The 26,150-nt window shown below is 47.7% G+C and carries 25 protein-coding genes, 3 tRNA genes and 1 rRNA gene (1 of these 29 cut by a window edge); 24 read left to right on the top strand and 5 right to left on the bottom strand.

Translation table 11 applies throughout. The features are described from left to right. The 7 genes from DW922_RS17730 to DW922_RS13355 all read left to right on the top strand — a co-directional run. Nucleotides 1–1,435 (top strand): 23S ribosomal RNA (locus tag DW922_RS17730); it begins 1,543 nt to the left of the window's first position. 391 nt (nucleotides 1,436–1,826) lie between these two features. Continuing rightward, nucleotides 1,827–2,264 (top strand): MarR family transcriptional regulator, encoded by a 438-nt coding sequence (locus tag DW922_RS13330; RefSeq protein ID WP_118707564.1) that lies wholly within the window; start codon nucleotides 1,827–1,829, stop codon nucleotides 2,262–2,264. Further along, nucleotides 2,261–3,604: an MATE family efflux transporter gene (locus tag DW922_RS13335; protein WP_118726842.1), complete on the top strand. Its 1,344-nt coding sequence runs from the start codon at nucleotides 2,261–2,263 to the stop codon at nucleotides 3,602–3,604. Before DW922_RS13330 ends, DW922_RS13335 begins: the two co-directional genes overlap by 4 nt. A 173-nt stretch (nucleotides 3,605–3,777) precedes the next feature. After that, a complete protein-coding gene (locus DW922_RS13340) occupies nucleotides 3,778–5,514 on the top strand; it encodes a DUF5722 domain-containing protein (protein WP_243032237.1) in 1,737 nt (578 codons plus the stop codon). Between the two features lie 327 nt (nucleotides 5,515–5,841). Then, nucleotides 5,842–5,914, top strand: a tRNA-Asn gene (locus DW922_RS13345). A gap of 39 nt (nucleotides 5,915–5,953) precedes the next feature. Further along, nucleotides 5,954–6,025, top strand: a tRNA-Glu gene (locus DW922_RS13350). A gap of 34 nt (nucleotides 6,026–6,059) precedes the next feature. Next, nucleotides 6,060–6,130, top strand: a tRNA-Cys gene (locus tag DW922_RS13355). A gap of 76 nt (nucleotides 6,131–6,206) precedes the next feature. Here the strand turns inward: DW922_RS13355 and DW922_RS13360 are convergent. After that, nucleotides 6,207–7,109 carry a LysR family transcriptional regulator gene (locus DW922_RS13360; RefSeq protein ID WP_118726844.1) on the bottom strand — a complete coding sequence of 301 codons (903 nt, stop codon included), beginning with the start codon at nucleotides 7,107–7,109 and terminating at the stop codon, nucleotides 6,207–6,209. 139 nt (nucleotides 7,110–7,248) lie between these two features. Here DW922_RS13360 and DW922_RS13365 point away from each other — a divergent pair, with 139 nt between their 5' ends. The 12 genes from DW922_RS13365 (at nucleotide 7,249) to DW922_RS13420 (ending at nucleotide 16,786) form a co-directional block, all read left to right on the top strand. Then, a complete protein-coding gene (locus DW922_RS13365) occupies nucleotides 7,249–8,640 on the top strand; it encodes a sodium-dependent transporter (RefSeq protein ID WP_118726845.1) in 1,392 nt (463 codons plus the stop codon). Nucleotides 8,641–8,830: 190 nt separating this feature from the next. Beyond that, nucleotides 8,831–9,832: an isocitrate/isopropylmalate family dehydrogenase gene (locus DW922_RS13370; protein ID WP_118726846.1), complete on the top strand. Its 1,002-nt coding sequence runs from the start codon at nucleotides 8,831–8,833 to the stop codon at nucleotides 9,830–9,832. A 182-nt stretch (nucleotides 9,833–10,014) separates the two neighbouring features. Next, nucleotides 10,015–10,725 carry a zinc ribbon domain-containing protein gene (locus DW922_RS13375; RefSeq protein ID WP_118726847.1) on the top strand — a complete coding sequence of 237 codons (711 nt, stop codon included), beginning with the start codon at nucleotides 10,015–10,017 and terminating at the stop codon, nucleotides 10,723–10,725. A gap of 180 nt (nucleotides 10,726–10,905) precedes the next feature. Next, a complete protein-coding gene (locus tag DW922_RS13380) occupies nucleotides 10,906–11,829 on the top strand; it encodes a GNAT family N-acetyltransferase (protein WP_118726848.1) in 924 nt (307 codons plus the stop codon). 26 nt (nucleotides 11,830–11,855) lie between these two features. Further along, nucleotides 11,856–12,911, top strand: a complete 1,056-nt coding sequence (locus tag DW922_RS13385) for a GNAT family N-acetyltransferase (RefSeq protein WP_118726849.1) — start codon at nucleotides 11,856–11,858, stop codon at nucleotides 12,909–12,911. A gap of 85 nt (nucleotides 12,912–12,996) precedes the next feature. Beyond that, nucleotides 12,997–13,740 (top strand): NAD-dependent protein deacylase, encoded by a 744-nt coding sequence (locus tag DW922_RS13390; protein ID WP_347560318.1) that lies wholly within the window; start codon nucleotides 12,997–12,999, stop codon nucleotides 13,738–13,740. Next, entirely contained in the window at nucleotides 13,741–14,754 is a 1,014-nt protein-coding gene (locus tag DW922_RS13395) for an aldo/keto reductase (RefSeq protein WP_118726850.1), read from the top strand. 153 nt (nucleotides 14,755–14,907) lie between these two features. Continuing rightward, nucleotides 14,908–15,117, top strand: a complete 210-nt coding sequence (locus tag DW922_RS13400) for a DUF951 domain-containing protein (protein ID WP_118720869.1) — start codon at nucleotides 14,908–14,910, stop codon at nucleotides 15,115–15,117. 152 nt (nucleotides 15,118–15,269) lie between these two features. Further along, on the top strand, nucleotides 15,270–15,563 hold the full coding sequence (rpsF, locus tag DW922_RS13405; RefSeq protein ID WP_118534144.1) for a 30S ribosomal protein S6: 294 nt from the start codon (nucleotides 15,270–15,272) through the stop codon (nucleotides 15,561–15,563). Between the two features lie 41 nt (nucleotides 15,564–15,604). Then, a complete protein-coding gene (locus DW922_RS13410) occupies nucleotides 15,605–16,069 on the top strand; it encodes a single-stranded DNA-binding protein (RefSeq protein WP_118543899.1) in 465 nt (154 codons plus the stop codon). A gap of 52 nt (nucleotides 16,070–16,121) precedes the next feature. Then, on the top strand, nucleotides 16,122–16,388 hold the full coding sequence (gene rpsR / locus DW922_RS13415) for a 30S ribosomal protein S18 (RefSeq protein ID WP_118534146.1): 267 nt from the start codon (nucleotides 16,122–16,124) through the stop codon (nucleotides 16,386–16,388). A 188-nt stretch (nucleotides 16,389–16,576) separates the two neighbouring features. Continuing rightward, nucleotides 16,577–16,786, top strand: a complete 210-nt coding sequence (locus DW922_RS13420) for a hypothetical protein (protein WP_118726851.1) — start codon at nucleotides 16,577–16,579, stop codon at nucleotides 16,784–16,786. 95 nt (nucleotides 16,787–16,881) lie between these two features. Here DW922_RS13420 and DW922_RS13425 read toward each other — a convergent pair whose 3' ends face one another. Continuing rightward, on the bottom strand, nucleotides 16,882–18,024 hold the full coding sequence (locus DW922_RS13425) for a DUF4317 domain-containing protein (protein ID WP_118726852.1): 1,143 nt from the start codon (nucleotides 18,022–18,024) through the stop codon (nucleotides 16,882–16,884). A 452-nt stretch (nucleotides 18,025–18,476) separates the two neighbouring features. Between DW922_RS13425 and DW922_RS13430 the strand changes: the two genes are divergently transcribed. The 4 genes from DW922_RS13430 to DW922_RS13445 all read left to right on the top strand — a co-directional run bounded on the left by DW922_RS13430 (nucleotide 18,477) and on the right by DW922_RS13445 (nucleotide 23,373). Further along, nucleotides 18,477–20,519: a DHH family phosphoesterase gene (locus DW922_RS13430; protein ID WP_118543896.1), complete on the top strand. Its 2,043-nt coding sequence runs from the start codon at nucleotides 18,477–18,479 to the stop codon at nucleotides 20,517–20,519. Beyond that, nucleotides 20,519–20,965 (top strand): 50S ribosomal protein L9, encoded by a 447-nt coding sequence (gene rplI / locus DW922_RS13435; RefSeq protein ID WP_118543895.1) that lies wholly within the window; start codon nucleotides 20,519–20,521, stop codon nucleotides 20,963–20,965. Before DW922_RS13430 ends, rplI begins: the two co-directional genes overlap by 1 nt. Before the next feature lie 6 nt (nucleotides 20,966–20,971). After that, nucleotides 20,972–22,306, top strand: a complete 1,335-nt coding sequence (gene dnaB, locus DW922_RS13440) for a replicative DNA helicase (protein WP_118726853.1) — start codon at nucleotides 20,972–20,974, stop codon at nucleotides 22,304–22,306. 221 nt (nucleotides 22,307–22,527) lie between these two features. Next, the gene (locus tag DW922_RS13445) at nucleotides 22,528–23,373 is read left to right on the top strand and encodes a helix-turn-helix domain-containing protein (protein ID WP_118726854.1); all 846 of its coding nucleotides are present in this window, start codon (nucleotides 22,528–22,530) and stop codon (nucleotides 23,371–23,373) included. Nucleotides 23,374–23,391: 18 nt separating this feature from the next. Here DW922_RS13445 and DW922_RS13450 read toward each other — a convergent pair whose 3' ends face one another. Together DW922_RS13450 and DW922_RS13455 are read right to left on the bottom strand one after the other, a co-directional pair. Continuing rightward, a complete protein-coding gene (locus DW922_RS13450; protein WP_118720866.1) occupies nucleotides 23,392–24,108 on the bottom strand; it encodes a gamma-glutamyl-gamma-aminobutyrate hydrolase family protein in 717 nt (238 codons plus the stop codon). Nucleotides 24,109–24,184: 76 nt separating this feature from the next. Further along, nucleotides 24,185–24,355: a 4Fe-4S binding protein gene (locus tag DW922_RS13455; protein WP_118720865.1), complete on the bottom strand. Its 171-nt coding sequence runs from the start codon at nucleotides 24,353–24,355 to the stop codon at nucleotides 24,185–24,187. 485 nt (nucleotides 24,356–24,840) lie between these two features. Here DW922_RS13455 and DW922_RS13460 point away from each other — a divergent pair, with 485 nt between their 5' ends. Then, nucleotides 24,841–25,041 carry a DUF1858 domain-containing protein gene (locus DW922_RS13460; RefSeq protein ID WP_118543892.1) on the top strand — a complete coding sequence of 67 codons (201 nt, stop codon included), beginning with the start codon at nucleotides 24,841–24,843 and terminating at the stop codon, nucleotides 25,039–25,041. Nucleotides 25,042–25,153: 112 nt separating this feature from the next. Here DW922_RS13460 and DW922_RS13465 read toward each other — a convergent pair whose 3' ends face one another. Beyond that, the gene (locus DW922_RS13465; RefSeq protein ID WP_118720864.1) at nucleotides 25,154–25,930 is read right to left on the bottom strand and encodes an adaptor protein MecA; all 777 of its coding nucleotides are present in this window, start codon (nucleotides 25,928–25,930) and stop codon (nucleotides 25,154–25,156) included. Between the last annotated feature and the right edge of the window lie 220 nt (nucleotides 25,931–26,150).

Raw genomic sequence — 26,150 nt, forward strand, 5'->3', positions numbered from 1 at the left:
ACACAGGACGATAACCAGACCCGGGAATGAAAAGACCGGGGCAAGCGAGGTAGGAGTTAAGCTGGCAAATCCGCTTAACAATCCGAAGACGTGATGCGGACCGAACAAAAGTAGGGAAGCTGGTGATTCGAACTGTCAAGAAAAGCCGCTATTGTGTGATATGTGCCCGTACCGTAAACCGACACAGGTGGATGAGGAGAGAATCCTAAGGCCGGCGGGAGAAGCATTGTTAAGGAACTCGGCAAAATGACCCTGTAACTTCGGGATAAAGGGTGCCTGCGCAAGCAGGCCGCAGAGAATAGGCTCAAGCAACTGTTTAGCAAAAACACAGGTCTATGCAAAACCGAAAGGTGAGGTATATGGGCTGACGCCTGCCCGGTGCTGGAAGGTTAAGAGGAGAGGTTAGAGCAATCGAAGCTTTGAATTTAAGCCCCAGTAAACGGCGGCCGTAACTATAACGGTCCTAAGGTAGCGAAATTCCTTGTCGGGTAAGTTCCGACCCGCACGAAAGGCGTAATGATTTGAGCGCTGTCTCGACAATGCACCCGGTGAAATTGAAATACCAGTGAAGATGCTGGTTACCTGCGCCAGGACGGAAAGACCCCATGGAGCTTTACTCCAGCTTGATACTGGGATTCGGTTATACATGTACAGGATAGGTGGGAGGCTAAGAAATGAGGACGCCAGTCTTCATGGAGCCGCTGTTGGGATACCACCCTTGTGTGACTGGGTTTCTAACCTGCAGCCGTGACCCGGCTGGGGGACAATGTCAGGTGGGGAGTTTGACTGGGGCGGTCGCCTCCGATACCCTTTCGGAGGCGCTCAAAGGTTCCCTCAGAATGGTTGGAAACCATTTGTAGAGTGCAAAGGCATAAGGGAGCTTGACTGCGAGACCGACGGGTCGAGCAGGTAGGAAACTAGGACTTAGTGATCCGGTGGTATAAAGTGGGATTGCCATCGCTCAACGGATAAAAGCTACCCTGGGGATAACAGGCTTATCACTCCCAAGAGTTCACATCGACGGAGTGGTTTGGCACCTCGATGTCGGCTCATCGCATCCTGGGGCTGAAGTAGGTCCCAAGGGTTGGGCTGTTCGCCCATTAAAGCGGTACGCGAGCTGGGTTCAGAACGTCGTGAGACAGTTCGGTCCCTATCCGGCGTGGGCGTAGGATATTTGAGAGGAGCTGTCCTTAGTACGAGAGGACCGGGATGGACTGACCTCTGGTGCATCGGTTGGGTATCAAACCCATGGCCGAGTAGCCAAGTCGGGACGGGATAAACGCTGAAGGCATCTAAGCGTGAAGCCCCCCTCAAGATGAGATATCCCATACGCAAGTAGTAAGACCCCTTGAAGACGACGAGGTAGATAGGGCAGAGGTGGAAGTGTGGTAACACATGCAGCTGACTGTCACTAATAGGTCGAGGGCTTAACCAAGACGGTTTAGGTAAAAGAAAACGGATGAAATTCAATATGTGGTTTTGAGGGTACATAGATGAGAGGCTGGAAGAGATTCCAGTCTTTTTTTGTTATGAAGAACAATCGGCGAAAATTCCTCAGTTTTGTTTCTTAGGCAGTCGGCGAAAAAGAAAGCAGTTTATGCGAAAAAACGAAGGAAAGTTTCAATATTTGAAGTATCGTTGACTTTTATTATTTCTTCTCTTAATATACTTAGGAACCGAACTATTACGAAGGCTATTACAACTATCAGAAGCGGAAACGCAACAATTGGTGAAGCAATAAGGTATCGACGAAAAGAAACTACGGACAAACAAAAGTCTGCAAAGGCGGAGTCAGAAACAAAGGCAGAAAGGTGTGACATGGATTTATGGAAACAGGAAAAATGATCAACTGTATTTCGAATCGGCTTCGGAACCGCTCGCAGGAAGTACATACGCAGCTGGGCATCGGAAGTGCGCAGGGGAAAATCCTGAACTATGTTCTGGTTGAGTCAGAGGCACATTCCGTATATCAAAAAGATCTGGAGCGGGAATTTGGTCTGCGACCATCTACGGTAACGGAAATGCTGAATGCATTGGAGCAGAAAAAATTGATCCAGCGGGTATCGGATGAATGGGACGGACGATATAAAAAAATCGTATTTACCGAAAAAGCGAGAAGCATGAAAGACCGGATTCGGCAGGAGGTCGAGGAGACGGAGCATTTGTTATTACAGGGAATCACGGAACAGGAAAAGCAGGAATTTCTGCGTATTGCAGGAAAAATGCTTCAAAATCTGGAGGCAGAAAGGACGAATGAAAAATGAATGCAAATGAGAATGCGGAAAATGAATTAATGGCCCGGATGAAGGTTTCTAAGGCAGTTGCGACGATGGCGATCCCAAGTGTGATCAGCAGCCTGGTTACGGTTGTTTATAATATGGCGGATACCTTTTTTGTTGGTCAGACGGGAGATCCGCTTCAGGTTGCTGCAGTCAGTCTTACGAATCCCATCTTTATTTTATTTATGGCGGTTGCGAATATGTTTGGCATGGGCGGCAGCGCTGTGGCATCTATGGCACTTGGAGAGCAGAATCAGAAGCGTATGAAACAGGTTTCTACATTTATCACGTATGCGTCATTGGCCGTTGGGATTCTCTTTGCACTTGTGTTAGTGGGATTTATGCAGCCAATCCTGAGTATTTTTGGCGCAAATGAAGAAATTTATGCGCTGGCATGCGGATATGTTTTTCATATTTCTTATGGAGCACCGTTTATCATCTGGTCTGCAGCAGCCAGCTTTGTAGTGCGTTCTGAGGGCGCCAGCAAAGAGGCGATGATCGGCAGCATGATCGGTACCATTGCCAATATTGTTCTGGATCCGGTTCTGATCAGTGGATTTCATCTCGGTGCAGCTGGTGCAGCAGTTGCTACTACTTTGGGAAATATACTGGCGAGCCTGTATTATCTCTGGTATTTCGTGAAAAAAAGTAATAATTTTTCTATTGGGATCCGTAATTTCACATGTCGGTACGGTATTTTCAGCGGCATTTGTTCCTGCGGTCTCCCAACCGCTATTTTTTCAACTTTAATGAGCGTTTCCACAATTGTATTAAATCAGATTTTAGTCGCATATGGAAATGCACCGGTAGCGGCAATCGGAATCGTATTCAAGGCAAATATGTTTATCACATTTCTGCAGATGGGACTTGCAAACGGAGTGCAGCCCCTGCTTGGTTATAATTTTGGATCCGGCGATAAAAAACGTTTTCAGGACATTGCGGCATACACAAAAAAATGCTGTATCGTGATTGGAATTTTGGCGACACTTCTGTTCTTTGTATTCCGCAGACAGATTATCGGCTTGTTTATCCAGGATGAGGAAGTCATCATGTATGGTGTCAGAATGCTGATTGCATACATGCTTTCTGGGCCTGTCATCGGAATCCTTTTTATGAATATGAACTGTATGCAGTCTGTAGGAAAAGCGTTTTGGGCGACTATTTTATCGGTGCTTCGTCAGGGGGTACTTCTGATTCCGCTTTTATTTCTGCTAAATGCGCTTGGTGGTTTAACCGGCGTTATTTACGGGCAGGCACTGACGGACTATATTGCAGTCATTTTATCGGTTTTGATGTGGAGAAAATGCATTGCGCAGTTGCCGTAGAATCATAAATCATTACTTTCTTCCATAGAATTCTGCAAGAAAATCTTAAATCAATGTAAGGGAAAACCTACTTGAACCAAATGGATTCCGTGCTATGATAATGGGGTGAAAATGGCAAGTCGAAATATTTTGCTGTTTATGACATGGATTGACAGAGATTGGAGGCAGAAAATTTGAAAAAAATATGGAAGTATTGTATCTCGTTATGCTGTATGGCTGCGGTATTTGCCGGGGCCGGCAGCGTAACAGCAATGGCAGAGACTGCGGATACAGCTGCGGCGGAAACTCAGGCAGAAAGTCAGGCGGCAAAGCCTGCACCGGCAGAATTTGCCCATATAACAAGCTGCGAAGTGACAGGTGGCAATCAGGTAAGCATCAAAGGTCAGATGGAAGGAAGCTGGTCGGATCCGGCATACTATGATAATTATCTGTATCTTTTTGAAATGAAACCGTATCAGAGGGATTTAAAAGGCCGGACGGATTACGCTGCATGGATCACAAAGGGAGACGAATTATCGTTTCAGCTTCCGCTGAATCATGGAACGCAGGAAGACAGACTGTATTCCAGTTTTGTTGTAGCTGTCTATGATGGAAGTGAATATACCATTGTCAGTAATGAGGCTTATGTGGCAAATCCGGAAAGTGTTGCAAAATACACAGATCCGTATAAGACTGCGCAGACAAAAAAAGGACTTCTGATCCAGACGACACCGGCTATGCTTTCGGATGCGTTTTCCCTTGGCGTAAACCATGTGATCGTCAATATTCCGTTCAACCACATTTTGGGCAGCGGAATTGATTATGAGTATGATGGGAAAACTTACCATTTTAATAAAGATGTGCTTGCCGTATACGATGACACCATTAAGAGAATGTCGGAAAAAGATATGACTGTTACTGCGGTTATCTTAAATGGCTGGAACGACAGCACGCCGCAGTTGTATTATCCGGGGGTTACAAAGCAGCCGGCTTCCGTTGCAAACTATTATGGTTTTCATGTTGCGACGGAGGAAGGATATGAGTCCTTGCGTGCGATTGCTGCATTTTTGGCAGACCGTTACGGAAGAAAATCTTCTCCATATGGGAGAGTGTCCAACTGGGTCATCGGCAATGAGATTAATAATCAGCTTTGGAACTATATGGGACCTATGAGTCTGGAAAGCTATATCAATGAATATCAGCGGGCATTCCGCGTGTTCTACACAGCAATCCGCAGTACCAGCCAGAGCAGCCGTGTCTTCTTCTCAACGGATTATAACTGGATGCACGAAGCGGATGGCTCGTTGACATATAATGCCAAAGATCTGCTGGATGCATTTAATAACCAGATGATCCCGGGCGGTTCCATGGACTGGGGATTAGCATATCATCCGTACTCGATTCCGTTAACGGAACCGGAATTCTGGAATGACCGCGAAACCGGACTGATCAAGGATGATGCGTCTTCACCGGTTGTAAATATGCTGAATTTAAGCGTTCTGACAGATTATCTGCAGCAGGCCCAGTTCCGTACCCGTTCTGGTGAAGTACGCCATGTGATCCTTTCTGAACAGGGCTTTACATCCACCAGTGCAACGCGTGGCACGACAGAAGATCTGCAGGCAGCAGCAATTGCTTATGCATATTATATTGCCGACAGCAATCCGTATATCGATGCATTTATCATGAGCCGTCAGGTTGATGCGCCTTCTGAGATGGCAGCATCCCAGGCGTTTGGTCTGTGGCATTGTGATACCAGCAAGACCAATGATATCGTAGCAACCATGCAGAAGCCCTCCTGGCTGGTATATAAAAATATCGACAACAAGGCATCCACCCTGGAGACCACAGAGAAATACAAAGCACTGATTGGAATCAGCAAATGGAGTGATGTGGTTCCGAACTTCCGTTGGAAGAGTCTTGAAAAGTAGATTTTCATACGAGCGAGGATTTTGCTGTAAGCAAAAACACAATGAATAAACGAACAGAATCGTGGCAAACTAAGAAAGCACCGGAGTTCCTCCTGAAAGGATAGGAACCTAGTGCTTTCTTATTTCGCAGGAAACCGCGCCTCAGTGAAGAAGTATGCCAAGGTATATTCTTTTTATATCAGGTAAATTAAAAAATGTGTCTTTTGAAGTGAAAATGAACACGTTAATGAAGCAAATAAAATTTTTCAAAAATTTCGAAATAAATTGCTTGACAAAAAGGTACCCATATCATATAATACCTGTGTTGCCTGTCAACGAGCAGCGTATTCCTCGATAGCTCAGTCGGTAGAGCACGCGGCTGTTAACCGCGCTGTCGTAGGTTCAAGTCCTACTCGGGGAGCTCACATATTTTTTATATGTGTAAATAGAATATATGAGAGGCCCCATGGTCAAGCGGTTAAGACATCGCCCTTTCACGGCGGTAACACGAGTTCGAATCTCGTTGGGGTCATTTATCAGAGTTCATCTGGTAAACAATTTTATATGGCGACATAGCCAAGTGGTAAGGCGTGGGTCTGCAACACCCTGATCACCAGTTCAAATCTGGTTGTCGCCTCTAAGGAATCATCGAAAGATGGTTCCTTTTTTTGTCTGGAAAAGCCAGTAAAAATCAAGGCTTCCGGGGTTTTTGCTTACTCAAAAAAGTGTTTGCGTAACTTTTCATGCATTTCACCATAGTCATAATCTTGGATAAACTCAAGCACTTTCCTGACGGCCGGCGCTAGATCATGCGCGTTCCGGACACATGCACCGATCACGCGCTCTTCTGCCGGGACGATGGGCAGCATTTTCACTTCATCCTCAAAGCCGTACATGGTCAAAAGAGGCATGATCGCAAAGCCAAAACCAGCTTTGACCATCTCAATCGTTGTTTTATCATCGACTACGTGGCATACGGTGCGGATGTCGAGATTCAGCTTGTCTATGATGCGTCTGGCATCTGCATCGCAGGATTCACGCTGCATGACAAAGCGCTCGTTTGCAAGGCTTTCAAGGGAAATTCCGGTGTCTGACGCGGTTATCGTTCCTTTGCGCAAAATACAGATCAGCGGATCGGCGAAAATACGGTAAAAAGGAAAATGTGGATTTACTGTCTGGGACAGGAAACCGATGTCAACCACTCCGGTTTTTAGCCAGTCAATGATATTCTCATAGGAGCCTTGGTAGATCTCGAAGGTGATATTGGGATACTGCGCTTTGAAACCATAGATCAGATCGGACAGATATTTGCACATCGAATTGAAAATGCCAAGGCGGACATGTCCTTTCTTCAGACCGTTCAGATCGGACAGATACTGAAGGAGCATATCTTCTTTTTGGACCAGGGAGGAAATCAGGGGCAGGACCTGTTCGCCGGAGGTGGTCAGGACAACGCCGCGCCGGTTCCGGATAAACAGGGAGACTCCGAATTCCTGTTCCATCTGCTTTACAATGTGACTGACGGCAGGTGGTGTAACGTTGTGAAGTTCCGCTGCTTTTTGAAAGCTGCTGTATTGTACGATCGTGAGAAATATACGGTAATTAAATGTGTCCATGCTTTCGTCCTTTTGTCCTTGTTACAATATAAGATGAAAATAATTAAAGTATAAGATAAATAACTTTATATTTATTTATTATAATTTTAGTAATATGATGTGGCTATGTCAAGTGAAGGGATGAAATGAGGGGGATACAATGAAGAAAAAAAGTAGTTTTACAGGGCAGCTGGGGTTTGTTTTCGCGGCAGCAGGAAGCGCAGTTGGTGTTGGTAATCTCTGGCGCTTTCCTTTTTTGGCGGCGAAGGATGGTGGTGGTGTTTTTCTGCTGATCTATCTGGTCCTGATCTTTACGGTTGGTTTTGTGTTGTTGACCACGGATATTGCTATCGGCCGCAGAACTGGTAAAAGTGCGATCTATGCCTATACAAGCATGAATCAGAAATGGAAATTTCTCGGTGTGATCACTTTTTTTGTACCTGTTCTGATCATGACGTACTATGCGGTGATCGGCGGTTGGATTCTTAAATATATCCTGCTGTTTCTTAGCGGGAATGTGGAGACTGCCGCGCAGGACAACTGTTTCACATCGTTTATTACTGCGCCGGGATCCGTGTGGTATGGGCTGATTTTCATGCTGGTGACAGCGTTTATCGTGTATCACGGTGTCGAAAAAGGAATTGAGCGTGTCTCCAAAACCATGATGCCGATGCTTTTGTTGATCGTGGTTGGAATTGCGGTGTACTCTTTAACGTTGAAAAATACGGCAGATGATGGAAGTATCCGGACGGGTATGCAGGGATTAAAGGTTTATCTGACTCCGGACTGGTCCGGGATGACGGTATCAAGATTTCTGCAGATCACACTGGATGCCATGAGTCAGCTGTTCTTCTCTTTGAGTGTATCGATGGGGATTATGATTACCTACGGTTCTTATGTAAAACCGGAGGTTGATCTGGGAAAATCCGTATCCATGATCGAACTTATGGACACTGGTGTTGCGCTACTTGCGGGAGTTATGATCATTCCGGTTGTTTATGTATTCTTTGGCGTGGATGGAATGTCTGCGGGCCCTGGCCTGATGTTCATTTCTCTGCCGAAAGTATTCTATCGTATGGGCATTACGGGAAGAATCATTGGACTTTTCTTCTTTATCCTTGCAGCATTCGCAGCGTTGACCTCCTGTATTTCCGTTCTGGAATCCATCACTGCAAACTGCATGGAGATTTTCCATACAGAGCGTAAAAAAACAACAGGAGTTCTGTCGGTTATTTATCTGGCTGCAACTGCCGTGATTGCGCTTGGATACAGCATTTTTTACGTTGAGGTCATGCTGCCAAACGGAAGCACTGGACAGCTGCTGGATATCATGGATTATATCAGCAACAGCTTTATGATGCCGTTTATTGCCTTCTTGTCAGCCATCTTTATTGGCTGGATCATGAAACCGGCCTGGATTGTGGAAGAGATGGAACGCGGTGGAAAGAAGTTTGGGCGGAAGTGGCTTTACGTAGTGATGATCAAGTACCTGATGCCGATCATCATGCTGGTGCTGTTTTTGCAATCTACCGGTATCCTGAACCATGTTTGATCTATGGACTGAAAAAGCTGCCTTAAGCAGAACGTGCTGTTGCCGCTGGTGATATAGGAGTTGTCGGATAAGTGCTTGTTCTTAATCAAAAGCAACACGTTGTAGGTACTACAATCTATTGACTTTGCCCCGAGCCTGTGATACGATTTGAAACAATAAAAATGCAGGATGAGAACAGGAGGTCATATAGATGAAGAAAACAATCACGGTGTTTAAGGGAGACGGCATTGGACCAGAGATCACAGACTGTGTTCTGGAAATTTTAGAAGCAGCCGGTGCAGAACTGGAGTATGAGGTTTACAATGTCGGTGAGGCTGAATGGAAGAGAAATGGTGCATTGATTCCGCCGGAAGCATATGCTTCGTTTGACCGGAACCATGTTTTATTGAAGTCTCCGATCACAACTCCGATCGGTCACGGATTCCGTTCCCTGAATGTAACCCTGAGAAGTAAATATGACCTGTATGCAAATATCCGTCCTGCAAAATCGAATATCGCAGTGAAAACACCATTTCATGATGTGGATATGGTAATTTTCCGGGAAAACACGGAAGACCTGTATGTGGGTGTGGAAGAGCAGATCGATGAAAATACGGTTCATGCAACGAAAATTATCACCAGAAAAGCCAGCACCCGAATTATCCGTGACGCATTTGAGTATGCACGGGCACATGGCAGAAAAAAAGTGACTTGTGTACATAAGGCAAATATCCTGAAAATGTCAGATGGCCTGTTTTTGAGCATTTTCCATGAGATTGCAAAGGAATATCCGGAGATTCAGCACGATGACAAGATCATTGACAATACCTGCATGCAGATGGTTATGAATCCGAATCAGTTTGATATCATTGTAACACCGAATCTGTATGGCGATCTGTTATCAGATCTGGCAAGTGGACTGATCGGAGGACTTGGACTTTTGCCATCCAGCAATCTCGGAACAGATTATGCCATGTTTGAGGCGGTTCATGGCAGTGCGCCGGATATTGCCGGACAGCACATTGCGAATCCAACCGCATTTTTATGGTCAGCCTGCATGATGCTGGAATACTTAGGGCAGCGTGATTGCGCAGCAAAGATCCGAGGGGCAGTGGATGAGGTACTGGAAGCGGGAATCTGTCTGACTCCGGATCTTCATGGAACTGCGACAACCGAGGAATACCGGGATGCGATCATCCGGAGAATGAAATAGAAGAAAGCTGTGGAAGAGTTCATCGAAAGGTGGACTCTTTTTCTTGTTCATAGGAAGTGCGTCCTGTGAAACAAAATAAAAAATTCCATAAGTTTTCCTGATAAGTATGATATAATAGTTGATACTGCAGGCGTAGTTTTCGCATAAAAATATGCAAAAGACAGGAAAAAGGAAAGATACATATGAGTGAAAAGCAGATCGCGCTGATGATAGGTGGAATTTTATTTCTTCTGGCAGTGATCTTGTTCTTTCGGATCCGGCGGAGTTTCCGCAGATTTCTAAATTCCGCGGAGATTCGTTTCCTCCGGGAATTTTTGCGGAGTGCGCAGAGCGCAGGAGAAGAGCAGGAAGAACAGCCAAAATCGCTTGGTGGGATGACAAGCATCTACTTGCCGCAGATCCTGCGGGATTTCCCGGAATGGAACTGGGAGGAACTGCGAACGGAAGTGGAACGGGCAGTGAAGGAATTTCTGGAAAAAGAAAATATCCAGACAGCCGGGGCAGTCAGAATCCATAAAACCGTGATCAACCGGTATCAGCGTTATGGCGGCAGTGCGAGTATTTTCTGTGAAACTGCGGCAGAATATTGGAGAGAGGCAGAGCCTGCCGGGAAAAATGGGATGAAGGCGCAGAAACTTTCCAGAAGCCGGACCAAAGAGAGCCATCAGACAGATAGACCGGCACCTCACAAAAGGCAGACGGTCTGCGAGACCGAGCTGGTGTACATTTATGACTCCGGAAAGGCGGGGGCAGCAGCATCGGTGGTATGCCCGAATTGTGGAGCGCCGGTGGAACAGCTTGGGGTAAAACAGTGCCGTTATTGTGGTTCTGCACTGGAAATATCCGGAATGCGGGCATGGAAGGTTCATCAGGTTACAGAAAAGGTCCGGTAGCTGTTGGCTACTGGACCTTTTCTGAGCAGTAACGAGAATAAATGGTTGGAAATGGGAATTTCGCTATATTGATTCTGGAACGGACTCACGCTATAATAATAAAACGCGAAAGACGTGAAAGAAAGCTTAAGATAAGAAACATACTGTCTTATCTTATATGGAAGGAATAAAGGAATAGAAATGACAGATTTGAATTTTAAACCAGTAGAAGCAGCAGATATGAAGATTCTGGCACCGTATTTTGGGCTGCGTCCCAATAAGACTTGTGACAGTGTGCCGTTAGACAGTTTCATCTGGCGGAAATATTATCATGTGCAGTATGCCATTCATGAGAACAAGGCACTCTTGTGGCTGATGAAGGAAGAAGGGGTGATGCATAGTGCCATGCCTCTTTGCAAAGAAGAGAACTTAAAAAAGTATTTTGATATGACAGTGGAATATTTTAATAATGTCTTGCATATTCCGCTTAAAATTTATCTGGCCGATGAGGAGGCGGTAGAGTTTCTTCATTTAAAGGAGTCGGATGATTTTGTGGTGACGGAACAGGAGGATTTAAAGGATTATCTGTACGACGGCGAAGCCATGCGCAAACTGTCCGGCAAGAAGCTGCATAAGAAGAAAAATCATCTGAATGCATTTTTGAAGGAGTATGAGGGCCGCTATGAGTTCCGGCGCCTTTGCTGTTCTGACCGGGATGATGTCTGGCGTTTCCTGGACCACTGGAGAGAACGCAAGGGCGATGAGGTAGAAGAGCATCTGGATTATGAAGTAGAGGGAATCCACGAGATTTTAAAGCAGTGTCTGGATCTGGATATCCGGATGTCTGGTGTATACATTGATGGAACACTGGAAGCATTTACCATTGGAAGCTATAATCCGGCGGAAAATATGGCAGTCATTCACATTGAAAAGGCAAATCCAGAAATCCGGGGTTTATATCAGTTTATTAACCAGCAGTTTCTGGTGCAGGAATTCCCGGATGTGGCGCTGGTAAACCGGGAGGACGACCTGGGACAGGAAGGCTTGCGGCACGCAAAAATGTCGTATAATCCGTGTGGCTTTGCAAGAAAATATCTGGTGCAGCAGAAGAACTTCAGCAGATAGGGGTGTGGCAGAAAAGAGAGGCAGCTATGATAAGATATCTGGATAATCAGGAAAAAGTCCTGACAAAGAATTTATGGAGAGAAGCTTTCCCGGAGGATTCTGAGGAGTTTCTTACTTATTATGATCAGGAAAAAATGACAACAAACCAGGTTTTGGTCCGTGAGGAGGATGGAATTCAGGCGATGCTCCACCTCAATCCATACCGGCTTTTGGTGCGGGATGCCTGTTGGAATGTGGACTATATCGTGGCCGTAGCGACGAAGAGTACGATGCGTCACCGGGGATATATGCGCAGTCTGCTTCTTCGGATGATGCAGGATATGCGGGAACGCCAAATGCCATTCTGTTTTTTGATGCCGGCGGCAGAGGCAATCTATACGCCGTTTCAGTTTACGTTTATTTATGACCAGCCAGTCTGGAAACTGAGTGGAAATAAAGATTTGAAACGTGTCTGTGTGGAAGAAGACACCGTAGAGCTGGCAGCGGACTGGATGCAGCATTGGCTAGAATCGCGCTATGAGGTATTTGCCAAGCGGGATGCAGCGTATGTAAAAAGTCTGGTGCGTGAGGTTCAGAGTGAGCTTGGCAAGCTGGAACTGTTGTATGACGGGGAGCAGCTGGTTGGAATCCAGGGCATCTGGGGACGCGAAAAGAAAGAACAGCGCCTTTTGTATACAGAAACTGGTTACTCGGAACTGGAGACCAAGAAACCGGCGATCATGACCCGGATCGTAACACCGGAAGCGTTTGTACCAGTGATCCGCTTAAAACAGGATGCCCAGACGGAACAGCTTCGGATCTGCCTGGAACTGGAAGATCCGCTGATCCCGCAAAATGCGGGACGCTGGGTGTGGACACTAAATCATACGGAATCCGAACTGGAAAAACTGGACGGTCCGATCGATACGATGGAGGAAGCATTGGCACGGCCCCAGTGGGATGAGCGTCGGGTGCTGCATCTGCGGATTGAAGCGTTTACGGCATGGCTGTTTGGTTACCGGATTCCGGAGGCAGTCCGGGCCTATCCGGGAGCGGAGCAGATTGATGTGCTGAGCCGTGTTTTTCTGGATGAGGTTGTATAAAGAAAAGTGCCAGGCTGCCAGTTGATAAATAGAAGAAAATATAGAAAAGAACTACATGGAATGAAACTGGAAAGGAGCATGCAGGATGGATCAGAAAATGTCAGAGCGAGTGGATCTTTTGGAACAGTGGATCAAAGAAAGCGACAATGTGGTGTTCTTTGGCGGTGCGGGTGTTTCAACCGAGAGCGGAATCCCGGATTTTCGAAGTGTGGACGGACTTTATAACCAGCAGTACGATTATCCGCCGGAAACCATCATCAGCCACAGTTTTTACCGGAAGAACCCGGAAGAGTTTTACCGGTTTTACAAAAACAAAATGCTGTTCCCGGATGCGCAGCCGAATGCAGCACACAAGGCACTGGCTAAACTGGAGCAGCAGGGCAAGGTGCGTGCAGTGATCACCCAGAACATCGACGGCCTGCATCAGGCAGCCGGAAGTAAAGAGGTTTTGGAACTGCATGGATCTGTCCACAGAAATTACTGCACCCGCTGTGGGAAATTCTTCGGACTTTCCGATATTTTGGGGATGAACGGTGTGCCGCGGTGCGAGTGCGGCGGCATTATCAAGCCGGACGTGGTTTTATATGAAGAAGGACTGGACCAGGAAACGCTGCAGAAGGCGGTGCGCTACATACAAAATGCAGAGATCCTGATCATTGGCGGTACTTCCCTGACCGTTTATCCGGCAGCGGGCCTGATCGATTATTACCGGGGAAAGAAACTGGTGCTGATCAATAAAACAGCAACGCCGATGGATGAACGGGCAGATCTGGTGATCAGTGCGCCGATCGGTGAGGTGTTTGAGCGCTTTTTGACGGAGGGGAAATAAATGTATAGAGCAGACGAGGCGAGATACGACAAAATGAGCTACAAACGCTGCGGGAACAGCGGCATTCTGCTTCCGAGGGTATCTCTGGGCATGTGGCAGAATTTCGGTGCGGAAAAGCCGTTATCCGAGCAGAAGGAGATCATTTTTAAGGCATTTGATCTGGGAATCACGCATTTCGATCTGGCAAACAATTACGGTGCGCCGAATATCGGAATGGCAGAGGAAAATTTTGGAAAGATCTTTCTGGAGGATCTGAAGCCTTACCGGGAACAGATCCTGGTATCTACCAAGGCGGGCTATGACTTCTGGCCAGGTCCTTACGGAAACTGGGGCTCCAGAAAATATCTGATGTCCAGTCTGGATGCAAGCCTGAAGCGCATGAATCTGGATTATGTCGATATCTTCTATCATCACCGCCCGGATCCGGAGACACCTCTGGAGGAGACGATGGGTGCCCTTTCCGATATGGTTCGCCAGGGTAAGGCATTGTATGTCGGCATTTCCAATTATCAGGCAGATGAAGCTGCGCGTGCCATTACCATTCTGAAAGAGAATAAAACGCCGTGTCTGCTTCATCAGGCGAGATACAATATGTTTGAGCGCTGGCCGGAGCAGGGCCTGTTTGATGTGCTGACAGAGACCGGGACCGGCTGCATCGCATACAGTCCGCTGGCGCAGGGCGCATTGACGGACCGGTATTTAAAGGGCATTCCGGCAGACTCCCGTGCCTCCCGCAAAGGAACTACGATCGGCAAGCGCTATATGAATGAGGAACAGCTTGCGAAGGTAGCAAGGCTGCATGAGATTGCCGTGGAGCGCGGACAGAGCCTGGCGCAGATGGCGCTGGCGTGGGTGCTGAGACGGCCGGAGGTAAGTAGTGTGCTGATCGGGGCAAGCCGTGTCAGCCAGCTCGAAGATAACGTGGAGGCACTTGAGCATCTGGACTTCTCAGAAGAGGAGCTTGCAAAGATCGATGCGATCCTGGGAAAAGACCCGGGACATATGATTCGCTAAATCTGGAAATGCAGAAACAGAGCCGGAAAAATGAAATAAAAGAATGAAATAGGAAACAGAAGCATTTATCTGCGGGTTTCCTGGGAAGGAAACAAATATAAGCCAGGAAGTTTGAAAACAACAGAGAAGCTGAAAACGAAAGGAGAGCGATGCATGGACCAGCGATGGAATTTTGAAGTTGGAGATATCGTAAAATTAAAGAAACCGCATCCCTGCGGAAGCCATGAGTGGGAAATCTTGCGTGTCGGGGCAGATTTCCGCCTGAAATGTATGGGCTGCGGCCATCAGGTGATGACAGAGCGGAAAATGGTAGAAAAAAATGCCCGTGGACTGACGAAGGCAGGAAACGTGGAAAAGGCGTGAAGACGCAAAAAACCTGCAAAAAAACTTGCAAAATCTGCAAAAAAGTGCTTGCATTTATGCGTCGCTTCTGCTAAAATATTTATCCGTGACACATTAAAATCCTTGCTCTTGAGACTGAAGTCAAGGGCCAGAGACCACAAGGAGGTAAAGCAATGAACAAATACGAATTAGCAGTTGTTCTGAGCGCAAAACTCGAAGACGAAGAGAGAGCTGCAGCACTGGAGAAGGTACAGGGTTATATCACCCGCTTCGGTGGCACTGTAACAGGCGTTGATGATTGGGGCAAGAAGAGACTTGCTTACGAGATTCAGAAAGCAAAAGAGGCTTTCTACTACTTCATCAAGTTCGAGTCTGAGAACTCTGACTGCTCTAACGAAGTGGAAGCACACATCCGCATCATGGAGCCGGTTGTCAGATATCTTTGCGTAAAGCAGGACGAGCAGTAAGTAATAGATAACGACCAGCTTAAAAAAGGAAGAGTGATGGTATGAATAGAGTAATCCTTATGGGAAGATTGACCAGAGACCCGGAAGTTCGTTACACCCAGGGAGAGCGTTCCATGGCTGTTGCGAGATATACCCTTGCAGTGGACCGCAGAGGACGCCGTAACCAGGACGGAAACGAGCAGACTGCCGATTTTATTAACATCGTGGCATTTGACAGAGCAGGCGAGTTTGCAGAGAAGTATTTCCGTCAGGGGATGCGCGTACTGGTGTCCGGACGTATCCAGACTGGCAGTTACACCAACAAAGAAGGTCAGCGTGTTTATACCACAGACATCATCGTGGATGATCAGGAGTTCGCAGACAGCAAGAACTCTGGAAGCGGCAATAACGACAATGGCGGTTACGGCTATCAGCCAACCTCCAGACCGGCGCCGACCAGCGCGATTGGCGATGGCTTCATGAACATTCCGGATGGTGTGGAAGACGAAGGACTGCCGTTTAACTAAATCGGATTTAGCTTAAGACGGCACGAATCATTTGAAGAAGGAGGCAGTACCAATGGCATTCAATAAGACTGATAAAGCAGATGGCGCTAAGGTAAGAAGAGGCGGCATGCGTAGAAGAAAAAAAGTTTGTGTATTCTGCGGCGATAAGAACGGCGTAATCGATTACAAGGATACCAACAAGCTGAAAAGATACGTATCTGAGAGAGGTAAAATTCTTCCGAGAAGAATTACCGGTAACTGTGCAAAGCACCAGAGAGCTCTGACCGTTGCTATCAAGAGAGCACGTCACATCGCTCTGATGCCGTACACCATGGAGTAATCCTAAGATACGGACTTAAGAATTCAGGAGAGGTTTTATGCGAGAAATCGTGTAAGGCCTCTTTTTGCATAAGAACAGTTTGGATTACTGTCCACGGGCAGGATTTTCTGAACTATAGAGAAAAGATAGGGACTTATTTCTGGAATCGTCAGACTGTATATACTGTATATAGAGGAGATCGCGTGATCATGGAAGTATTAATGGGAATATTTTTGAAGGCCTGCGTAGCCGTGCTGGTTGGTGTGATATGTCTGGCCGGACTGCTTCTTTACTCTAAGAAAAAGGATAAGGAAGAAGCACAGAACGGAAACCGTGCAGATTGCCCGGAAAAAGAAAACGCTGGTGCAGGGCATCTGACCTGTAATGGGGACTGCAGTCATTGTGGCAGTCATCACTAAGTATAACAATATCGCATACTAGTCCGAAAGCCCCCGCCGCGGCGGGGGCTTTCTACTGTGTTTCCGTATTTACAGAGACTTACTACGCAATATTGTTATTCTTCTGGAGCAGCCGCAGCCGGACTCACCGCAATTCCATTGACTTCGACGACGCCGTCGATCGCGATGACGAGGCACTGGCGGCCATCGATCTCGCGGGTTTCAATGAGGTCTGTGCGGTCCGGGTTGACCTTGATGATGACGTCCGGGGTTTTGACCTCGAAGGCGCGGGTGTTGGCGATATTGCTTGCGTAAATGGAAGCCCTTTCTCCTGCAGTCTCATCGAAGTTCTGGTCAAAGGTTTCCAGATGTTCTTCTTCGACGCCGCTTTTCTCTAACAGGCTGCGTACCTGGTATTTGTCAAGTACCAGCGGCTCAGGCTCGTCTTTGTGCTCTTCGATCAGTTCGCTTAAATTCTCATGGATTGTTTTTACTGTTTCATAGTTGCAGGCATCTCCCAGGGTGTCTTCGATGATGGTCTGGAAGGATTCTTTCTGGTATCCGGCTGGCAGCGGGAGCGGGCAGCCCAGGAGCTGCTCGATAAAGGCATCGTGCAGGTCATTGCTGTCTTTGGAGTAGTAAAGGGTGCTGTGCAGGTCGGTGGAGCGGTCGTTGAAGGCTGGGAATAAAAAGCCGAGCTCCGGCATCTGGACTACCCAGTCGCGGATGCGGTTCTGGAAGCTGCCTTCCAGTTCGTTGTAGCTGAGTCCCGGTTTGGACAGATCGACCGGGCAGATGGAACACAGGATGTAGCTGTAAACTTCATCGGAGGCATCTTCCATTTCGATGCCGTCGGAGGTCTTGCCCGGAATGTCGTAGGCGTCGTGGATCAGCAGAATGAGGTAGTTGCCGACGTAGTCGTAGTTTTCAATGATCCGGTCGTAGAAAGCGTCTAAAAGAGCATCGTCCTGGAGACGGCTGTTGCGCAGCTTTAACAGGAATTCATGCGGTCCGCCTTCTTCCTCGGCAGCCAGCGGGAACTCCAGGTTAATGAGATTTTTTCCCAGTGTGCCGGACAAATTTTTACGGAGCAGTTCAAAATACTTGAACATATCCTCTTCCGGAAGAGATAAAAAGGCTTCCTTGAATTCGGCTTTTTTGTTTTTTTCACCATCCACGTAGCAGCCGCAAATGCGGGAAATGGAGCAGTTTGCAGGGGTGAACTGGCGCTTGATTTCAGCGATTTCTTTTTTTATCATAAAGTGAGTCTCCTTTACAGCGGTATCGGTCTTACTGCACACGCACGTATGTACAGTGATATATTAATGGAAAACGTGTTATTTCGCGCGTAACTGCTTTAGAAATTTGCAGTTGCTTCGGATTATTATTCTATCACGGAACGACTGTTCTGGAAAGATAAAGTCAAAAAATCTGCAACGACAACGGTGTCGCGCGGAACTATATCATTGCAAAGTGTCGAAGGCTGTGAACGATAAGGCTTACGGGTATGCGCTGTGCCCGGAAGCGGAACGATAGTAGACGAAATAAGTCGGCTATGGTATAATCGAAAGATAAGCGGCGGCAAAATGCTGACTGCAAGCGGCAGGTCCCCTGGGGTCTGGGTAACTGTGATGTTGCAGGTTTCTGTCTGCGCAATGCATGGACAGGAACGATTGCAGGAACAGTTGCGAATCGAATAAGGAGAAAACGTATGAAAGAGAACATAAAGGTTCATGGGCAGCTGAAGGGTTATTTGAGCTGGCCCCTGCTTCTTTCCCTGTTTTTAGTCTGCGCCAACATTGCGGCCGGGTGTGTCAGCCATATTGGCGGACTGGTCATGCTTCCGTTCACGATCGGCTATCTGGCGGTTGCCATGTGGATCTTTCTTTACAGCAGAAAGCGTATCCTTGGCGGGCTGGTAGACTTTTCAGCGGAATATGCATGGATTCAGAAGCAGCTGCTCACGGGGCTGGCTCTGCCTTACGCGTTAGCCGATGAAGACGGCAGGATCGTCTGGGCAAACGAGGAGTTTCGGGCAGTAACCGCCCTGGAAAAAGGAAACTGGAAAAATCTGCTTTCCATGTTTCCGGAGGTAACAAAAGAGGATCTGGCGACGGATGAGGATCCGGTCAAGGTGCACACTGTTTTTGGTGAGCATCGCTTCCGCATGGAGATCCAGCCGATCTATGTGAGCAGTTCGGAGGAAGAGGAGATTCAGGCAGTTGTCAGCCAGCAGAAGCTGTTGGCGGTATATCTGTTTGATGAGACGGAGATTTTGCGTTACCGTCAGCAGATCACCGATGAGAAGATGGTGGCAGGTATTATTTATCTGGACAACTACGATGAGGCACTGGAGAGCGTGGAAGAGGTGCGCCGTTCCCTGCTGACTGCGCTGATCGACCGTAAGATCAATAAGTACATCGGCGCGGTGGATGGAATTCTGAAAAAGATTGAGAAAGACAAGTATTTCTTTGCAGTAAAGCAGAAATACATGGAGCAGATGCAGGAGGAGCGTTTCTCTATCCTGGAGGATGTTAAGACCGTCAATATCGGTAACGAGATGGCAGTGACCTTAAGTATCGGTATCGGTATGAATGGAGATGGCTACGCCCAGAATTACGAGTCTGCGCGTGTTGCCATCGATATGGCCCTGGGCCGCGGCGGTGACCAGGCGGTTGTAAAGGATGGCAGCCGCATCCAGTATTACGGCGGCAAGTCCCAGCAGCAGGAGAAATCCACCCGCGTTAAGGCCCGCGTTAAGGCACATGCGATGCGTGAGCTTATGGAGACGAAGGACCGCATCCTGATCATGGGTCATAAGTTGAGCGACAGCGATGCCTTTGGCTCTGCGATCGGAATTTACAGGATCGCAACGGCATTAAACAAAAAGGCGCATGTCATCATCAACGAGGTGACAACATCCGTCCAGCCGATGATGAATCGGTTTTTGGACAATCCGGATTATCCGGAGGATCTGTTTCTGACCGGTGCCCAGGCGGCAGAACTGGTAGATGCCAGCACTATGCTGGTCGTGGTCGATGTAAACCGGCCAAGCATCACCGATGCGCCGGAACTGTTGAAGCTGGTGAAGACGATCGTGGTGATGGATCACCACCGCCAGAGCAGTGAGGTCATCAGCAACGCAGTGCTTTCCTATGTGGAGCCGTATGCTTCCTCAGCCTGTGAGATGGTTGCTGAGGTGCTGCAGTACATCGCGGACGGAATCCGCATGAAATCTGCCGAGGCAGATGCCATGTATGCCGGTATCGTGATCGATACCAACAACTTTACCAACCAGACCGGTGTGCGTACCTTTGAGGCAGCAGCGTTCCTGCGCCGGAACGGAGCCGATGTGACTCGTGTGCGCAAGCTGTTCCGGGATGATATGCAGGATTACAAGGCGAAGGCGGCAGCCATTGCCTCTGCAGAGATTTACCGGGATGCCTTTTCCATCGGCGTCTGTCCGTCGGAAGGGCTTCCGAGTCCGACCATTGTCTGTGCCCAGGCGGCAAATGAACTGCTGGAGATCAAGGGCATTAAGGCGTCTGTGGTTATGACGGAATATCATGGTCTGATCTATTTAAGTGCCCGTTCCATTGACGAGGTCAATGTGCAGGTGATGATGGAAAAACTGGGCGGCGGCGGTCACCGGACCATTGCCGGGGCGCAGCTTTCCGGCATCAGCATGGATGAGGCAAAGGACCGCGTGAAAGCGGTGATTGATGAGATGTTACAGAAGGGAGATATATCATAATGGAAATCGTATTATTAGAGGATGTTAAGGCATTAGGAAAGAAAGGCCAGATCGTAAAGGTTAATGATGGATATGCAAGAAACTTTATCCTGCCGAAAAAGCTGGGGGTTGAGGCAACTTCCAAGAACTTAAACGACTTAAAGCTTCAGAAGGCAAACGCAGCAAAGGTGGCAGCAGAGCAGCTGGCAGCAGCAAAAGAGCTGGCAGAGAAGATCGAGGCTGTTTCCGTAACCCTGAAAATGAAAGCCGGAGAGGGCGGAAAGGCATTTGGTTCCGTATCCAGCAAGGAGATTGCAGCTGCAGCAGCAGAGCAGCTGAATCTGGATATCGACAAAAAGAAACTGGTTCTTCCGGAGCCGATCAAGACCTTCGGAAACCATGAGGTGCCGGTAAAGCTTCACAAGGATGTAACCGCGAAGCTGACTGTCAAAGTAACGGAGGCGTAAGTTTTTATGGATGAGGCATTGATGAAGCGTGTGCTTCCCCACAGTGTGGAAGCAGAGCAGTCGGTAATCGGCTCAATGTTGATGGACAAGGATGCCATCATTGCCGCATCGGAGATCATCACGGCAGCGGACTTTTACCAGCAGTCGTATGGCATCATGTTTGAAGCCATGGTGGAATTGTTCAATGAAGGCGCTCCGGTCGATCTGATCACGCTTCAGAACCGTCTGAAGGAGAAGGATGTGCCGCCGGAGGTCAGCAGCCTGGAATTTGTGCGCGACATCATCACCACGGTTCCGACTTCGGCCAATGTCCGTTCCTACGCGAATATCGTGTACGAAAAGTCGGTTTTAAGAAAGCTCATCAAGGTGAATGAAGAGATTGCCAACACCTGTTATGCAGGAAAGGAACCGCTGGAGCAGATTCTGGCAGGTACGGAGAAAACCATCTTCGACCTCCTTCAGAACCGGAATTCCGGCGACTTTGTGCCGATCCGGCAGGTGGCATTAAATGTCCTGGAAAAGATCGAAACGGCGTCCAAGAGCCAGGGGACGGTAACCGGTATCCCGACCGGATTCATCGATCTGGATTATAAGACTTCTGGTATGCAGCCTTCTGACCTGGTGCTGATCGCGGCGCGTCCTTCCATGGGTAAGACGGCATTCGTCTTAAACCTGGTGGACCATGTGGCGGTCCGCAAAGGACTTCCCTGCATGATCTTCAGCCTGGAGATGTCGAAAGAGCAGCTGGTCAACCGTATGCTGGCCATGGAGTCCAACGTTGACGCCCAGAAGCTTCGTAATGGTAACCTGACCGATTCAGACTGGGATGCGATCGTTGAGGGAATCGGTGTCATTGGAAATTCCAGGATGATCATTGATGATACGCCGGGTATTTCTATCACGGAGCTGCGCTCTAAGTGCAGAAAGATGAAGCTGGAGTATGGGCTGAGCATGGTCATCATTGACTACCTGCAGCTCATGACCGGCAGCGGCGGGAAAAGCAGCGAGAGCCGTCAGCAGGAGATTTCTGAGATTTCCCGTTCCTTAAAGGCACTGGCGCGTGAAATTAACGCACCGGTCATTGCCCTGTCGCAGCTGAGCCGTGCGTGCGAGACCCGTACTGACCACCGTCCGATGCTTTCGGACCTGCGTGAGTCCGGTGCGATCGAGCAGGATGCCGATGTGGTGATGTTCCTTTACCGTGACGATTACTACAACAAAGATACAGACACTCCGAACATTGCGGAGGTAATCATAGCCAAACAGCGTAATGGCCCGATCGGTACGGTGAATCTGTTATGGCAGCCAGAGTTCACAAAGTTTGTGAACCTGGCAAAATAGATTTCATAAATACATGTGATGATAAAAGAAAGATAGAAGAAGACCATGGAAGTTTTGTGGGGCTCTTCTATCTTTTTTTGATCACATTTGTGAAGGTGTTGAAGTGTTACGAATATTTCTGAAGGTGCACTCATATGATTTAAGTAAGCTGTAGTGCAGTTGTGGGGCCAGAGCACGGCTGTGCTGTATGAAATAGGAAAGAACCATAAGGAGAGAAAAGGATGGCTGAAAGACGTTACTCCATATCCCAGGCAAGCAGGCTTGTGGGAGTGGAGAATCATGTGCTCCGTTACTGGGAGGACGAGCTGCACCTGGAGATACCGCGGGACAGGAAAAATCAACGGTATTACACGAAGCTTCATATCGAAATGTTCCAGAAGATCAATGAATTAAAGGAAAAGGGATACCAGTTAAAGGCTATAGAGCCGGTTTTAAAGCGGATGCTGGCTGGAGAAAAAGACCTGAATCTAAGCCGGATCCTGATGGAAAATGCAACGGAAATCCTGCGCCAGGCACATGCTGGGAGGGCTGGGGTACAGATGCAGGCAGAAACGGTGTACCGGTATGCGGGAGAAGAAAGTTTTGGGAAAGCAGATTCAGGAAAAAATAACGTAGAAGAAAAAAATTCTGGGGACGCAGAATTCATTGCGGGGAATGGCGGGATCAATGAAGAAAGTGTGGAGAAGGATATGGGAATGGATGGGGATGTAAAGACAGGAGCAATAGCAAGCCGGGAAGAAGATGTGGCCATGATGTCGCAGCAGGAAAAACTGGAGCAGTTCCAGCTTTTGATGAACCATATTATTGGCAATGCGATTGGACAGGCCATGCGCCAGAATAATGAAGTGCTCAGCGAGGAGATCAGCCGTCAGGTGAATGACCGCATGGTCCAGGAGCTGGAGTACATGATGCGGATCAGCGATGAAAAGGAAGAAGAACGCTTCAAGGCGCTGGATGAAGCACTGCGTGCGTACCAGAAGGAGAATAAGGGAAAGGCAGAGGCTGCAGCAGCCAAAATGCCGTTTTTCCGGAAAAAGAAATTCGGGAGAAGCGGGAAAAAGTTGTAGGGAAAAGGCGGTCCGCGCTCAGCGGGCCGCCTTTACAAATGCTTCAAAAATTGCTCTCATACAGGAATCCTGCTCCCACAGATATTCCGGGTGCCACTGGACTCCGAGGAAGAACGGGTAATCTGGTTTTTCAACTGCCTCGATCAGACCTCCAGAAGCATAGCCACAGGCAGTCAGTCCCGGCGCAAGCCGGCGGCAGGCCTGATGGTGCATACTATTGACCTGTAAGGTCTCACAGCCGGTCAGACGGGCCAGCAGAGTGCCAGGGACCACGTCAACCTTGTGGGATGGGATGACATAATCAAACGGCTGTGTATGTGCGACCGGGAACTCCTGCGGAAACTGGCTGGGGATATCCTGATAGATATCGCCGCCAAGTGCAACATTTAAAAGCTGGATCCCGCGGCAGATGCCGAGAATCGGTTTTCTGGCCTTCATAACCAGCTTTAGCAGGGTCAGTTCCATACGGTCCCGGCGCAGGCAGACATTGCCGCAGTGGGCCTGAGTTTCTTCCCCGAAATAGAAGGGATGGATATCCGGGCCACCGGTAAATAAAAATCCGTCAAACGTGTTCACAATCTGCAACAGATCATCTTCTTCCAGATCCAGGGGAAGAATCAGCGGTGTACCGCCGGCAGCGCGTATAGCCTTTAAGTAGGCAGGGCGCATGTAAGGCTCGTCGCGCTCGATATTAAAATAAGGGGTGAGAGCGATTAATGGTTTTTGATTTGCCATGGGAAAACTCCTTTACAAAAAAAGCCTCTTCTGTACCGCAAATACAGAAGAGGCTTTTCGATTAATTGTGTTTCAATTAACCCTCGCTGATAGCGCCGGTCGGGCAAACACCTGCACAGGTACCGCAAGAGATGCAAGCATCAGCATCGATTACGTACTGGCTGTCTCCCTGGGAAATAGCGCTTACCGGGCACTCGCTCTCGCAGGTACCGCAACTAACACAAGAATCAGAAATTACATATGCCATGATAATTATCCTCCTTAAATATTCTATAATCATTTCGATAGCATCATTGTATACTATCTTGAAAAAATATTCAAGAGGAAAATATTGCACTTTTGAATAAAATGAGGTACAATATGCGGTTAGCTTTGGGTAACTATTGCAACTTAAATCCTAGAAAAGCACTATGAATTGGGCGTATTGAATAAAATTATTATATTCAATTTGTGCGAAATGCATAAATGACTAAATGAGGATCACAAAGATCCTTCGATGCTGCAAAGATCTTGTTACTGTTCACAGGTAGGGATTTTCTGAACTGAAAATCCCGTATGATACAGTTCTGTCAGCAGATTTTGCCGATTTGGAATGCGAAGCATCGGCAAAGTCCCGTTGCTGGGCACGCATGCGTGAACAGTAACGGATTTTCAGTTTTGTGAATACTACTTGCGCATTTTGGTGAAAAGTATTATAGTGTAATGTAGTATATCCAAAAGGAGGAATTCAACATGCAGATCAGTAAAGATATGTTAATCGGCGAGCTGCTTCAGAAGAGCGATCTGATTGCCCCGATTTTAATGCGTGCAGGTATGCATTGCCTGGGCTGCCCGTCTTCTCAGGGAGAGTCTCTGGAAGAGGCATGCATGGTTCACGGTATCGACTGTGATTCACTGGTATCTGGTATCAACGAGATCCTGGCTGATAAATAAGGCACGTTTGCAATATGGGAACAACAGCTGCTGGGCACATATGTGTGAACAGCAGCAAACAAAAAAGCGAAGACCATCGAAAGACGGTACTTCGCTTTTTTGTTTCCCTTTTTTAGATCAGGGCAAGTTTCTGTAATGCATCTGCTCCAATGATAATTTCATAGTGTTCCTGATAGTAGGCTTCGCCTGCAACGTCGGATTTTACTTTTTCACCGTATTCTGCAAGCAGATTACAGATACGGCTGAATGTGATCTGGTCTGCACCAGCGCTGGAAAGAACCAGATAATACTGGCTGCTTCCCGGTTTTTTGTAAAGCTTATTCGGGATGGAGCCGAGTGCTGCTGCAGCCCTTGCCGCATCGGAAATCTGATCCAGACTGCTGAAACGGTAGGTGCGGGTCTGAATGACGGGTGCACCATCGGCCGAACCGTCATTTGCTGATTCATTCGGGGTCTGCAGGGAAGCAGTGTCTGCATCTCCTGAAACTGCCGGATTATTCATGGCAAGCATATTTTGCTTAAACAGCTCCATGAGTCCGTCTGAACCTTCCAACAGCTCGTTTGCCAGACCGCTTAGGAAATTTTCTGCCCCGTCTTCGGAGAGAGGGGAGAATTTGGAAAAGCGGGTATCCAGCTCCTCAGGATCCTCTATCTTGGTGATGACAAGCATCACGCTTTCACCGGACAGCGGAATCGCTTCCACCATCAGGGGGATATCTTCAGCGTCAAAGCCAACTTCATTGGAGGCCTTTTGAATCATTTCACGAAACAGACTGCGGGCTTTTTCACTTCCATAAGCAAGCTCACCCAGATTTAAATTGCGGGAGCTGAGGTCAAGACTGGTCAGCGTGCAGCGAATCTGGTTTTCATTGATCCGTTCAATCTTCATAAGATCACTCCTTTCAATCTGAAATGGGAAAGGCGGAAAAAAGAATCTGCTTTCCTACTTTAATTATAGTACATGATAAGGGAAAATATCAATTCCTATGTAAAAATTTTAGGAAATGTTAAGAAAACGTGTTATTGTTCACACGTTGCTGTTTGCACAATGTGTGAACAGCAATAAGAAAACAACGAATGTCGAATTCTGTCGAACCTTGAAGATGGAT

The sequence above is a fragment of the Clostridium sp. AM42-4 genome (assembly GCF_003480105.1).
In the GTDB taxonomy this organism is placed as follows: domain Bacteria; phylum Bacillota; class Clostridia; order Lachnospirales; family Lachnospiraceae; genus Brotaphodocola.

What these genes read in the sequence shown, in the direction of transcription:
- DW922_RS13330 (WP_118707564.1), top strand. Translation starts at nt 1,827, where the DNA reads ATGGAAACAGGAAAAATGATCAACTGTATTTCGAATCGGCTTCGGAAC.
- DW922_RS13335 (WP_118726842.1), top strand. Translation starts at nt 2,261, where the DNA reads ATGAATGCAAATGAGAATGCGGAAAATGAATTAATGGCCCGGATGAAG.
- DW922_RS13360 (WP_118726844.1), bottom strand. Translation starts at nt 7,109, where the DNA reads ATGGACACATTTAATTACCGTATATTTCTCACGATCGTACAATACAGC.
- DW922_RS13365 (WP_118726845.1), top strand. Translation starts at nt 7,249, where the DNA reads ATGAAGAAAAAAAGTAGTTTTACAGGGCAGCTGGGGTTTGTTTTCGCG.
- DW922_RS13370 (WP_118726846.1), top strand. Translation starts at nt 8,831, where the DNA reads ATGAAGAAAACAATCACGGTGTTTAAGGGAGACGGCATTGGACCAGAG.
- DW922_RS13375 (WP_118726847.1), top strand. Translation starts at nt 10,015, where the DNA reads ATGAGTGAAAAGCAGATCGCGCTGATGATAGGTGGAATTTTATTTCTT.
- DW922_RS13380 (WP_118726848.1), top strand. Translation starts at nt 10,906, where the DNA reads ATGACAGATTTGAATTTTAAACCAGTAGAAGCAGCAGATATGAAGATT.
- DW922_RS13385 (WP_118726849.1), top strand. Translation starts at nt 11,856, where the DNA reads ATGATAAGATATCTGGATAATCAGGAAAAAGTCCTGACAAAGAATTTA.
- DW922_RS13390 (WP_347560318.1), top strand. Translation starts at nt 12,997, where the DNA reads ATGGATCAGAAAATGTCAGAGCGAGTGGATCTTTTGGAACAGTGGATC.
- DW922_RS13395 (WP_118726850.1), top strand. Translation starts at nt 13,741, where the DNA reads ATGTATAGAGCAGACGAGGCGAGATACGACAAAATGAGCTACAAACGC.
- DW922_RS13400 (WP_118720869.1), top strand. Translation starts at nt 14,908, where the DNA reads ATGGACCAGCGATGGAATTTTGAAGTTGGAGATATCGTAAAATTAAAG.
- rpsF (WP_118534144.1), top strand. Translation starts at nt 15,270, where the DNA reads ATGAACAAATACGAATTAGCAGTTGTTCTGAGCGCAAAACTCGAAGAC.
- DW922_RS13410 (WP_118543899.1), top strand. Translation starts at nt 15,605, where the DNA reads ATGAATAGAGTAATCCTTATGGGAAGATTGACCAGAGACCCGGAAGTT.
- rpsR (WP_118534146.1), top strand. Translation starts at nt 16,122, where the DNA reads ATGGCATTCAATAAGACTGATAAAGCAGATGGCGCTAAGGTAAGAAGA.
- DW922_RS13420 (WP_118726851.1), top strand. Translation starts at nt 16,577, where the DNA reads ATGGAAGTATTAATGGGAATATTTTTGAAGGCCTGCGTAGCCGTGCTG.
- DW922_RS13425 (WP_118726852.1), bottom strand. Translation starts at nt 18,024, where the DNA reads ATGATAAAAAAAGAAATCGCTGAAATCAAGCGCCAGTTCACCCCTGCA.
- DW922_RS13430 (WP_118543896.1), top strand. Translation starts at nt 18,477, where the DNA reads ATGAAAGAGAACATAAAGGTTCATGGGCAGCTGAAGGGTTATTTGAGC.
- rplI (WP_118543895.1), top strand. Translation starts at nt 20,519, where the DNA reads ATGGAAATCGTATTATTAGAGGATGTTAAGGCATTAGGAAAGAAAGGC.
- dnaB (WP_118726853.1), top strand. Translation starts at nt 20,972, where the DNA reads ATGGATGAGGCATTGATGAAGCGTGTGCTTCCCCACAGTGTGGAAGCA.
- DW922_RS13445 (WP_118726854.1), top strand. Translation starts at nt 22,528, where the DNA reads ATGGCTGAAAGACGTTACTCCATATCCCAGGCAAGCAGGCTTGTGGGA.
- DW922_RS13450 (WP_118720866.1), bottom strand. Translation starts at nt 24,108, where the DNA reads ATGGCAAATCAAAAACCATTAATCGCTCTCACCCCTTATTTTAATATC.
- DW922_RS13455 (WP_118720865.1), bottom strand. Translation starts at nt 24,355, where the DNA reads ATGGCATATGTAATTTCTGATTCTTGTGTTAGTTGCGGTACCTGCGAG.
- DW922_RS13460 (WP_118543892.1), top strand. Translation starts at nt 24,841, where the DNA reads ATGCAGATCAGTAAAGATATGTTAATCGGCGAGCTGCTTCAGAAGAGC.
- DW922_RS13465 (WP_118720864.1), bottom strand. Translation starts at nt 25,930, where the DNA reads ATGAAGATTGAACGGATCAATGAAAACCAGATTCGCTGCACGCTGACC.